Origin of the sequence: Thioalkalivibrio sp. AKL9 (assembly GCF_000377825.1) — a bacterium.
Classification (GTDB): Bacteria; Pseudomonadota; Gammaproteobacteria; order Ectothiorhodospirales; family Ectothiorhodospiraceae; genus Thioalkalivibrio; species Thioalkalivibrio versutus.
In genome coordinates this window covers 1-11,679 of record NZ_KB905120.1, presented here as the reverse complement: position 1 = coordinate 11,679, position 11,679 = coordinate 1, and the positions used below count along the sequence as shown (strand labels likewise).

The 11,679-nt window shown below is 54.3% G+C and carries 7 protein-coding genes and 1 pseudogene; 1 reads left to right on the top strand and 7 read right to left on the bottom strand.

From position 1 onward, the window contains the following. Nucleotides 1-74: 74 nt before the first annotated feature. A pseudogene (locus D573_RS14460) lies at nucleotides 75-197 on the top strand (IS481 family transposase); the annotation flags it as partial. 804 nt (nucleotides 198-1,001) lie between these two features. Here D573_RS14460 and D573_RS0112930 read toward each other — a convergent pair. From D573_RS0112930 to D573_RS14860, 7 genes are all read right to left on the bottom strand, one after another. After that, nucleotides 1,002-1,472, bottom strand: a complete 471-nt coding sequence (locus D573_RS0112930) for a hypothetical protein (protein WP_018939044.1) — start codon at nucleotides 1,470-1,472, stop codon at nucleotides 1,002-1,004. Then, nucleotides 1,473-3,500, bottom strand: coding sequence for an AAA family ATPase (locus D573_RS0112925; protein WP_038039918.1), 2,028 nt, complete (start codon nucleotides 3,498-3,500; stop codon nucleotides 1,473-1,475). Nucleotides 3,501-3,714: 214 nt separating this feature from the next. After that, nucleotides 3,715-6,030, bottom strand: coding sequence for a DEAD/DEAH box helicase family protein (locus D573_RS0112915; protein ID WP_231367874.1), 2,316 nt, complete (start codon nucleotides 6,028-6,030; stop codon nucleotides 3,715-3,717). A gap of 1,189 nt (nucleotides 6,031-7,219) precedes the next feature. Further along, the gene (locus D573_RS14450; RefSeq protein WP_081618768.1) at nucleotides 7,220-9,184 is read right to left on the bottom strand and encodes a DUF262 domain-containing protein; all 1,965 of its coding nucleotides are present in this window, start codon (nucleotides 9,182-9,184) and stop codon (nucleotides 7,220-7,222) included. A gap of 391 nt (nucleotides 9,185-9,575) precedes the next feature. Then, complete coding sequence (locus D573_RS0112900; RefSeq protein WP_018939038.1) at nucleotides 9,576-10,217, bottom strand: HEPN domain-containing protein; 642 nt, start codon at nucleotides 10,215-10,217, stop codon at nucleotides 9,576-9,578. Between the two features lie 187 nt (nucleotides 10,218-10,404). After that, nucleotides 10,405-11,106, bottom strand: coding sequence for a YajG family lipoprotein (locus D573_RS0112895; RefSeq protein WP_018939215.1), 702 nt, complete (start codon nucleotides 11,104-11,106; stop codon nucleotides 10,405-10,407). Nucleotides 11,107-11,126: 20 nt separating this feature from the next. Beyond that, entirely contained in the window at nucleotides 11,127-11,678 is a 552-nt protein-coding gene (locus tag D573_RS14860) for a hypothetical protein (protein ID WP_051076223.1), read from the bottom strand. Between the last annotated feature and the right edge of the window lies 1 nt (nucleotide 11,679).

The following is an 11,679-nucleotide window of genomic DNA, read 5'->3' as shown; positions in this document are numbered from 1 at the left end:
CTCCTGCTGTCATGACCCTGAAATCTACGTTAACCCATACAAGGGCTGTATGGCTTCAGGTTGACAGACAGGGCACCCGGCCCTACACGCCGCGAACCAACGGCAAGGCCGAGCGCTTCACCCAGACCGCACTGCGCGAGTGAGCCTATGCCTTCACCTATCCCACGTCGGAGGAACGCAAACGCCACCTGCCCCGGTAGATCCACGACTACAACTGGCAACGCCCCCACGGTAGCCTGAACAAGCAGCCCCCCATCCGGAGCGGAGCTTTGGCAAGCTGTTCTACCTTAGCGGGCGGTCGGGGGCTGCCCAAGACCCACAAGCGGGTGTGCCGGTTGTCCTGTGCCCTGACGCTGAACGTGCGGCGCAAGAACAATTGCTACTTTCCACGGGACCCCGACCCCTGCCGCCAACGGAGCTTCCGTATACGTGCTCGCCAGCAGACTTCATGTCGGCTGCGCGATGGGAAGGACAGCGTTTCCGCACCTTCAACGTTATGGACGACTTCAACCGGGACGCGGTGGCGCTGGCGATCGATCGGAATCTCCCAGCCATACGCCTAATCCGGATCCTAGAACGAATCGCAGCCTCGCGAAGCCTTCCGCAGCCACTCCGGCTGGACTGTGGCCCCAAGTTCGTCTGGCTTACGAAAACCAATCGGGCCGACCCGCGGAGCGTGGAACCCGGATTAATCCAGCCGGAAAAACCGCTGCAAACCGTACTCACCGGCCACTCCGACGGCATTAAGCTCCGAGGAGTCCCGGCACCCCATTCCTCCCGACGTTGACGGAAGTCCAAAAACTCACCGTCCAGCGCTTGCAGGATTAAGCCGAAACCTTTTCCCACGATTGCCTGCTGGTTGTTCTGCCCGTCCAATACCGACAGATACAGCACTCCCGTAAATCTCTAATTATGCACGCCCCTGTTGCAGCCGACTCGACCCTCCCTCATCGTTCTGCCACTCACTGCCGACCCCCAACGCGAATCGCCGCTCATTACCTCTAGAATTCCACGTCAGGATGGAGACGCTCTGTCTCATCGGCGACATGATCTGCTGCCTTTTCCTTCATCCGAGCCAGTAACGTGTCAACACCATCGATATCGGTCGCCGAATCCAGCAACCAATCCTTTATACATTCAAAACCGTTAGCCGCGTACCCCTCAATAACTCGCCAACATTCGGCGTCACGAGAATCACGCAATATATCGCCATCCTTGTACTCGTGCAATGCCAATAAATAGGCCAAGCCATCGAAGCGTTCATTAACAAACACGCGCTCTTCGACTTCCGATCCCCGCTCCTTACTCTCGAGCTCTCGCCTGCCCTTTCTCTCGCTGTATCCAACCATCGCTGCGAAGACCATGAGCTGCATATATGTCGCGAAAATCGGACGCCGACCATATCGCGTATCCTCGCGCGCAAGACGTTCTGCAATCTCTTTATATTCTGCTGGAATGTATACCGTCGCCATTTACAACACCTCCGTCACTTCCGTGCAATCACGCTCGGCGCCATAGATCGACTGAGCGTATTCGTGACCATGAATATGAAGCAAATCTTTTGGTTTGTCTCCTTGTTCGACACGCTTGTGCGACACCAAAACATATTCTGCCCCAACTTTCTCACGAATCGCATCATCCACTGTACCCTTCCAGTGCGAGGACGACAGCAGTAAAACTAGTTGCTTGGCCGTTTGCGGAAGAAACTCCGCGGTTGCGGCCCTATAGGTATCATCCAACTCCCCAAAGGGCGCATCAATCACGAACGGCGCCACCGTCCCTTGCACCAAAAAGTCTCCGCTAGCCTTCTCGCGCTTGTAAGCCATATCGATAAGCGCCGAAACAAATGCAAGATTAAGAAGCAAATTTTCGCCTTTACTTTTCGGCACAATCCCCCCATCCGAACGGCGAACTAAGACAAACTCAAACGCACTATTCACCCGGACAGAATAGTCATCTCTCGAAAATCGTTCCAGGAACCTATCGACAGTTTTTGCAATCGTTCCTCTGGCGCTCTCCTCAAACTCGTCTAACCTCTTCCTACAGCGAATCATCATGTTTTCGATGAGCTCCTGTATTGCTGAAAGACGTTCAAGCTGCTCATCTCCCCCGCCCCTCGCTTGGAGTTCCCTATTCGCTTGCTCAAATTCTCGCTCTCGTTGCTTTTTCCGAACATTCAATCGTTCGTCTTCCCTTAACGACTCGTCGCGCTTACTTTGCGCTTTTCTCCTCGCCTCGTTCATGCGCTGAATCTCACTTTCATCGACGGCGTCGAGCTCTTCTTCTAATTCGTTTCTAACCTGTTCCGCTCCCGCTAAATCTTTGTCTAGCCTTCTTCGTTTTGACTCAATCTCTTCGACTTTGTTAAGGAACTCCTCAGCTACACCAGCCATATTGTCCGCAGCCGAACGCGCCTTCATCACGCGCTGGCTCATCAACGCCGTATTTGCTGTCTCTAACAAACTTACCACCCTCGTATAAGCTTCCCCGCCCCCTTCCAGAGGACGCCCACAAATGCATTCCCCCTGGTTCAACAAGTCTTGCACAAACGTTTCCTGATACGGCGATGGGATTCGGCCCTTCAATGTCGATTCATCGATGAACTCCAGCCCTTCCCCCGCCAGGCCTGAGCCAAACACCGCCCATCCGTACTTTGAAATCAACGCTTGACGGTCCGCAAAGCACGAGGAGAGCTCGCGGTTATCACGGTCTATCCGGCGGCAAGCGTTATCGAGCTCCCGCTTGATTCTGGTGACGTCCGCGTTGCCACTTTTCGACAATTTCGACTCAAGGTCTTCAAGCTCTTCTTGCCGGCTCTGAAGCTCCTCCTTGACCTTCTCCTGCTCGTCTGTGATCTCATGAAGTTTCTGCTCCGCTTCTATTTTCTTCTCAGCTGCTTGACGGAGCGCATCATTACGCAAGTCAAGCTCCTTCGCTTTCTTACCGTACTGCACTTTAATCGACTTGAGATCATCAATTGCGGCTTCGGCAAAAGTAAATCCAAGGATGTCCCGAACCGCGCGTCGAAATTTGTCGCCGGTCCTCGCATCGGAAATGGAAGATATACCTTCCCCATGAAAGAAAAAATAGTTCGCCATATCTTTTGGCAGGATGCTATTCACAAAATTCGATGGGTTCGGGACCTCTTTATAATTGTGACTCTGGATCCAGAATAATTTAAACTTTGTTTCTTTTCGGCCGATCTCAAAATGCCTTTGCGCTAGATACTCTTCTCCCTCGTACTCAAACTCCACCTCCACCCGACTCGTCTTTCGATTTTCTTTCTTTGCTTCGTAGGACACTAGATCTTCTGGCTGTTCAAAGTCAGAATTTAGCTTCCCGAAAAGACACCATTGGATCGCGTTCAAGAGAGTCGTCTTACCGACGCCATTTTCCGCGTGAATGAGCGTAACATTCCGCACGGAGTCGCGTGCAAAATGAATACTATTCTCACCATAAAATTGTCGAAAATTATACAGAGACAGACTCTTAAGAAGCATTCTTACCCCCCCAAACCCTTATGCATATTTTTGTCGAGGTACTTGCGAATCTCTTCTTGTCTTCGGGACTTACTCGCGGACTCTAGCCCGTATAGGTATTTCTTTTCGATCTTAATTACCCCAAGGAGAAGTTCATCAATTTCGTCCCGGCCGGATTGAACTACACTCGGATCTTTCCTCACCGTTTCTAGAAACTCCTTGACTTCGTCTGCGTTCATTCGACCACCACCTCTTTCGACTTAACTATTTCGTAGATACCAGCTAGGTCGACATTAAAGTCCTCCGCCACCATCTCGATCTCTGGCCACAGAACGTCATGATTCTTGGAAAACCTGCTGAATTCCACCACTCGTTCTAATTCTTGTTCGACAAGCCCACTGGACGTTCCTGATCCCTGATTGGGTCCCGGCATTACCGCGAAGTCGTGAATTACCGCAGAGTCCTTACCCTCCGCCCGCCGTAAGATGCGACCACGCCGCTGAATAAACTGCCGATCGTTTCGCGAGCTGCCTAGTAAGAATGCGTGTCGACATTCCGGCATATCGAATCCCTCGTCCAACACTCGAATGGCCACCACCGCATCGATGTCTCCGTACCTAAAATTCTCCATAACGCGGATACGTTCAGCGTGAGATTCTTGGGCCGTAAATCGTGAGGATCTCCAACCATTCTCGCCCAATACCTCTGCCACGCGCTCAACGTCCCGTAAGCTACCATTCCCTGAATCGTTGTCCGTAGAGCCATCCCCGCAGTAGAATAGGCTGTGCCTCATCACACCCATTTCAACGACTAGCTCTTTTAGGCGCTCAAACTTCGCCCTGGCCGATCCTAAAACTCTTGCCCGAGCCATAAACAAGTGCATGAGCTTCTCTTCGTTCACGCGCGCACCTTTTTCTTTTGCCGCGATAATTGGTGCGATCTCGGCACTAAGTCGCTCGTACTCATCCATCTCTTGGTCATTTAATGTAACGCGATGAAAGTGATATTCGTACGGCGTTAGTACTTGATCCCGTAGGGCGCGTTCTAAAGAATAAGTCGCTATAACACCTCCGTAATATCTCTTGAGCCTTGCCTTCCGTTCAGCTTCATTGAAGGACCAGGGTGTTGCTGATAGGCCAAGGCGATAACGAGCCTCCGGCAATTTTTCCAATAGCGAGTCTGCAGCGTGGTGGTGGCACTCATCACCTATAAACAGAAGATTATTACCGTTAACGCGTCGAAGCTGAGACATGAATTCATCGCGCGCCAGGGTAGCGTTTACGACGACGGCCGCCAGAAACCGCGCATCGCGAGACAAGGTAAGATCGGAGATCGCCTCATCAAGTTCGGTGCGCCACAGCTCTTGATTGCGGTAACAACGAATAGGATTTATATTATATAGAGCCATCACGTCGCACCACTGATCGGCGAGGACCTGGTAGGGAACACCGACGATCAGGATGAATTTACCACCAGCGCTTTTGTGGTAATCTGCGAGCTTGGCGGCTGCATGCAACGCGGTGATGGTCTTCCCTGCCCCAGTGGCCAGCGCGAGGATGCCTAAGTAGTCATGTGCTTTCCACTCGTCAAGTGCTGTCCGTTGGTGCGACATGAGATCGTAATCACGTCCACCAATAAATTCGGGGATCTTGGGAAACTCATCGCCTACGTGCTTTTCGGATTCGATTATAGAATGTTCTCGTTCGCGACTTTCAGGCGGCACATTTTTCGTGTAATAACTCTTAATTGACTCGTATGCCGCGGAGGGAAGCTCTAGGGTAGTGACGCCCCGTGCCGTGCCATTCCACAACCTCTCGAAGCGACTTGCATATGGTCGCCCATACTCTGCATAGATCTCTGGCTTCCAACTTGGGTAAACCGCGACAGATTCAAAATTAAAGTCCGGGGACAATGCCGCTACGGTCTCGTTGGCCGATCCCTGAAATACGATACTATTGCCCTGATCGTCTTCTAGGATTCCGATCTTCTCGTGATAAAGGCCCCGGACAGTCAGCCCAATTTTTATTTGAAGCCTCCCAGCGGCCACAAGCCAGCTCAAGAGCTTGAGCCGGTCTTTAAGCAGGGCGCCTTCTGCGTTGTCCATCACCATTTTCGTGTTGGCAGCGATACGCTGATGGATCTTCTGTAGTTCATGCCCCTTTTTAACGGCCTCATACTCTTCGGGATCGAGAGGCTCCCCTACTAATAATCGCATTTTTCCCTCCCTCTTCACGAAGGAGCTTAAACCTTGCGCGGCAAACGAGAGCATCCCGGCAGAAAAGTACCCTACGGCACGGTCGTACCGAACCGACTGGCTCAGAGCGGGAATGTAGAATTCATTCAAAAGTGACGACTCTTCCGTACTATAAGTCGCGCGTGTGAGAACCTCTCTGAGCCCCATATCTTTCCGTTGGCCTTGTTGTAGAGCCTTAGTTGACTTCATACGGTGCACGTCGGTCAAGGCGCCAAGATCATTAGCCGGTCGGGTGGCGCAGTCGCGCGCATCGCCCGGCCTATCCGAATCGCCGAATGTCAGGTCTCTCTTGGGCATGCGCACCTTTTCGAATCAGCGGAGGCGTTCGTCCTGACAGGGCTTGAGGGTTTCCATCGACGTGCAGTGTCCCAGCTTCTTCTAGCCGATATGTTGGTTGGACACCCGCTGGTAGTGCCGCAGGGCTTCGTCCAGGTTCTGACCGGAGTTGAAGTGGCGGCTCGTAGTAGGTCCGCGACGCGTCCGCTGAAGCGTTGCACCATGCCCGTGGTCTTGGGCCGCACCAGGCGGTGCTCGCTCCAGTGCTCGGCACAAAACCGGTCGAAGGAGTCATGGCCTGGCGGCTCGCGCGCGGCGTAGCGGTCCGCGAACTCCCTTCCGTTGTGCGTGACGAAGTTGATGATATAAACCAGCCCTTTCTCGAGAAGCGTCTTCAGAAGGCCGCGCGGGGGCTTCGGCGCTCTTCGTCCGTGGCACCACCAGGGAGACCCGGCTGCTGGCGCGGTCTATGGTCACGAACAGGCAACCACGTGAGGCGGGGTCAGCCATCTGAGCCAGGTGCTTCACGTCCACATGCTCTAAGGTTGGCACGTAGCCCTTGAACAACTTGTGGGGCGGCTCCTCGGGCTCTCCTTCCCGTTCGCGCGGTAGGGCCGAAGGTCGTCCACGCCGTGCCGGCGCAGGCAGCGTGCCACCGCCGCCCGCCTCAGCTTCGGGTTCAGGAACCCGCGCGCCAGCGTCGTTTGATGCCATTGAGGACAATGCGAGCAGTCTTCGCCCCCTTTGCGGTATTGGCACTTGTACAATGTCATGCGGGTGATGCCGTTGCGCCGGGCCAGCTCGGCATCGTTCACGCTCGGCGGCGCTTCCTGCAGCTCCCGCCGGACAAGGGGTGTGGTGTGCGCGGTCGAATAGACCGTACTCGCCATGCTATCCGTCCTCCGTGGGGCCGTCTCCCACGATACTCAGACACTGCCGGCCACGAAACAGGGGCGCCTTCACGTGCGGTATAGAATCATCGGTTACCCAACAACGAAGCAACAAAAACGACACCGTCACTGACCGTCCCCACTCGCTCAATCAAGCGTGCCCACCGCATATAAAACACGTCCCGCGCCAGCAAGCCATCATCGTTGCACGGCTACATATCAAGCAACTCACCATGCTTCGCGTGCACGCCGGCTCTCAATTCATCAATATCAGCCTAGAAAACACTCAACTGACGTAAGGAACAACACCCTTACCACATTCACACGCCCCACTCTACCCCAAACTCTGAATCATCCACTTCTCCTTCGAATTCTTCAGCGCCCTCTAACCCCTGCACGCAATCCTCGCCCCAGTCATACCCAATAGAATCGGTGCCAAATATACCCTTTGGATCGAATCCACCCGGCAAGGCCACGACCTTCTCATCTTCACAACATGGAACAGCCCACCTCCTGCAAGCAAACTCTAGCAACGAATACTCCCTACCGATGATCTCTCGAGGCCCCCAATGCTGCCCGTCGGTGAAGTCTTTCACCTTCTTCTCGCCGTTTGTAGCGTGCGAGTGGCTAAAAGAATACACATCTTTACCCGCGTCGATCTTCTCCCAAATCGGCTTCCTAGCCAGCACTCGGTTATCTGCCGTCAGGACCAGATTTCCCAGCCTATGTTTGTATTTGTCCGCCTCAGCCTCATCTGGCCACTCACTTTCCCAATAACCACCATCACGATGTTGTTGAGGCAAAATATGCTCTTGAGTATTGATTCTCTCTTGCTTTCCCGCCTTCCAATTCACATGGGGAACACCTTGAGGCGAATTCGCTAGTTCATATTGATATAAGAAATAATAGGTGAATTGCCAACCCTTCACCTTGCGATCGTAATAATATTTTGGCTCCCCTGATCCAATGCGGGAGATCACATTGGAGATGGGCGCATTCTCCGCCATTAAATCACAGAGAACTGCACGAACATGAAACGTAGACCTATTGTTCCGCAACACCTCATGCGCAAGATTGACGATGTCTGGCGCCTTCGCATCCGTGCGAAACCCGACCACCGCATGCATCCTGAAGGTGTATATCTCGCACACCCGAGCAACCTCCGAGAAGCCATCGCCGTCGCCAACCTGGTTATGACAAGCTGCGAGAACGGGTCGGCTAATACCCATAAGGTTAAGGCGATCTAACTGTTCCAACCAGTGTGCCGAATGTTCATTCAGGCTCGGACCGCAGACGCTCCTTCTAGAATCACCCGCCACGAACGCGAACGACGCGGCATAACCAGCCCATCTTCTAATAAAATCCACAAAGTTCTTCTGTAGTGAATCCGATCCTGACGGCTCAAGGAGTCGACTATATTCATTAACAAACGTGGAATGAACATCATCAGGCCCGACTCGTATATTGTGAAATACCGAGTACAGCTCTGCGACAAATAGATCTTCCATTTGCCGACTTCCAACCTCAAACCGCTCAAGCTCGGTTATCGCTTTGTACCACTCTCCATTTGGATCAATGTCAGACAACTGTCGCTGCGTCGCAATGAGTATGCAGAAGTTCTTGATTTTATCGAATTCGGAAAGCGGAAGCCCCCGCGAATTGATAGCGTCGAATGCAAGATAGCGGTTCACCCGTTCGGTCGCTAGATCGACCCAGACAAATTTAATTTGATTTAGGATCCTTTGTCGCTCATGCTTTAGGGCGTTCAAAGAAAACTGTTCATCGGCATACCAGTCCCAGATGAATTCAGCGACGTCTTTCAATCGCCTGATTGGGGGCGCGGCACTTGGGACAGGCTTCAATTCTCCGTTCACAATCCCCAGAAGGTACTCATGAAGGACGGGATTTGAATTTTGCAGCCTTAGATGCTTTGCACCGTGTCGCTCATAGAAGAGCTTCCTCCAGAGCTCTTCAGATTCCAGAACCTTTTCTCCAGCTAGATCCTGAATCCTCCGCGCCAATGTGCTGAGCATGATCACGATAGCAGTTAATCTTTGCTGGCCGTCCTCGATCTCATATTGAACGGTGGTTTCGAGTTGATCATCTTGAAAATCTGCTTGATCAGTTCTTGCAACAATCAAGGGCCCCATATAATGTGACTGATCTCTAGCCAGATCTAAGTCGCCGAACAACGCCTTTACGTTTTTGGTCTCCCAACTAAATCCCCTTTGATGTTGCGGTATGACGTAGTACTTTCCGTCAAATATGTTTGCAATCTTTTCCAAGTAACCCCCCCCGAAGATTCTTTAGTATAGTAAATTAACCTGCCCATCTCATTACAAAAGGAGAGGAGCGGAATGACTCCAAGATAGCACGGTCCTTCGGATTGTCTATACCAATGGGATTATCCGTCACTCAGCACTTAGGGGACCACTGAGCAATGGCCCCGTATTCGGCTCCATGCCCCGTCACCTCGCTCTTAAGGCGACATCGGGCCAGTGTGGGCCTGGTATACCCCCTGTAACCGCCGTTTTTTGGGGTTACAGGGGCGCCTTTCGGTTGTGTGAACACACCAGCCCTGTGGCAGGAGCCCCCATCGGGGTAGCGCCCCACCGACACCGTTTGCCGAACAACAAGGGCCAGAAGGGAAACCTCGCGCCACGATCGACGGCACGTTCAATGAACGGGATAGCAAGCATCCCCCCAATGCTCGTGCGCGTTATCCAGCATGATTTCGATGACCGCCGGAACTAAGTCCCCCATGATCCGGTTGGCATCCCTGAGCTGCTCTCGGTTAACGGAGCTACCCCAGGTCGCCCCGCCATGAACCAACTGATTCCTTAGAGTGTAGAGACGCTGGAAGACGATCGCGAGAACGGTACCTGTATCCTGTTCAGCGATTGCCGCGTGCGCCGCCCGTCGGGCTGCGGCGAAACTTTCCTTCCACTCTTGGCTTCCCTCGAGACGGTGTTGGCAGTCCCAATAGGGCTGGAACACATACTGGTTATTCAGCAAGACCCTTATGGATTCGGAATACTGCCGCCAGACCAACCCATACAGCCGCTTTCCACAGTCCAAGTCGCTCAAGCGACTCAGGAAATCCCGCAATAGCCGACTCTCAGCAACACGCTGCTCACCGAGGTCGTTGGCGTAGGCGGAATTAAATGCAATCCATAAGAAGATAAACCGTCCATCCTCGTCATCGCACATCTCAGACCGCTTGAGCCAGCTCAGCGCTCGGTGGATACGCAAGGCGATTCCTCCAGCGTGTTCGTGCCGTTCGGCCCTTTGCCTAGCCTTCAGGTGGTCGTAGGACATAGATCCTCCTTGTACTGCGCCTCGCGGCATTCCAGTTCATCGTTACGAAGCTCGGCGCGCCTACCCCGAATCCATTGGCATACGCACACGCCTACGCCAAACGGAATCATCTCCCGCGCCCCGTTGGTTTGGAGACTGGAATCTCCCGAATCCAATCAGGCGAGACCTGACAGGTAAACCTGCATCATTAGTCCACCAAATCGAGTACGCGCTCGCGGTATTCGTCTTCCGTAATCACGCCACGGTCTCGAAGCCGCCGGAGGGCCTCAATATCCGCCTCCAACTCGCTGGATGGCTGAGCCGCCGTGGGGCCGACGGCGATGGCCTGGTGCAGACGCTCGTCGTCCAAAGCCTCGTCGATGGTCTCCCAGAGGGTCCGCGTGAGGATCTCTTCCAGCTTCTCGATGGATGCGAAGACGCCGCCCCCGGCACCGCCCTCGATGTTGCTCGAGCGCACGGAATCTTCGTAGGCGGTCTGGCGCGAGCCCTGGTCGATCAGCGCGACATCCAGTCTCGAATGCGCCTCGCGCCGCATCACCTGGTTCGAATCCAGTTGCTCGATATCGACCTCCAGGATGAAATCCCCCTCTCCTTCCTGCGCCAGCATGCCGCGCTGTTCCAGCCCCGTGATGAACTGTCCGCGAACCACCTCGGATACCGGCTCCTCGGTCTCGAGCGTCTGCAATGGATTCCCGAAACCACCCCGAATGGCCCCCAGCCAGTTCGAGCCGTGTTGCCGGCTGTCCGTAACGGAACCCATCTCGACATTCGCCGAACCGACGCCAACCGTGTCACTGCCCTGCGCAGGATCCAGGCTGACAGGCGTCGTGGTGCACCCGACCAGGAACATGCCGCCCAACATCAGCCCTGCCAGTTTCCCGCTGATCACTATCTCTTCCCCTGTTTCGTTCAGGCCCTAGCCTGTTGCCTGCGACTTGATGGAGAGGCCGAGTCACGACTCGTCCGTCCCCCGAAATAAAGCTCGGTCGCGTGCGCCTCGCTGAACAGGTCATGCCCTCGCACACATCGGGTCTGCGTCGCCCAGACGGTGAAGGCCCCGTCGTGGGTTTTGTCGCCGCACACTTCTTCCGGGCACGTCACGACATCATCGCATTGCACACAGCGAAGCTCTCCCGCGATCGCCGAAACCATTTGCGTGAACCGACCGCGCAGTTCGGACCAAAACGCGTCCGGGAGATCGATGATGGCGTCGACACGATCGTCCGCGGCCTGCAGCCATAACCGAAAGGCCCGACGAGTCCCGTCCGGTCTTGCCGCGACTACAGGCGGGTCACGTTCTTCCAGCCAGTGCTTCAGGTCGCGGGCGGAAACAATCCATTCACAGCCGACGGGTGACTGCCCCTGCGGGGGTGACAGAAGCCGAACACGGCGGGTGCACCGCGGAAGCTCCAGCAACAGATTGCCCACGGTCCATGCCCGAATGTCCTCGCGCGTTGCCAGG

Excerpts from the sequence above, each read along its gene's own strand:
- D573_RS0112930 (WP_018939044.1), bottom strand. The coding sequence starts at position 1,472 with ATGGCGACGGTATACATTCCAGCAGAATATAAAGAGATTGCAGAACGT.
- D573_RS0112915 (WP_231367874.1), bottom strand. The coding sequence starts at position 6,030 with ATGCCCAAGAGAGACCTGACATTCGGCGATTCGGATAGGCCGGGCGAT.
- D573_RS0112900 (WP_018939038.1), bottom strand. The coding sequence starts at position 10,217 with ATGTCCTACGACCACCTGAAGGCTAGGCAAAGGGCCGAACGGCACGAA.
- D573_RS0112925 (WP_038039918.1), bottom strand. The coding sequence starts at position 3,500 with ATGCTTCTTAAGAGTCTGTCTCTGTATAATTTTCGACAATTTTATGGT.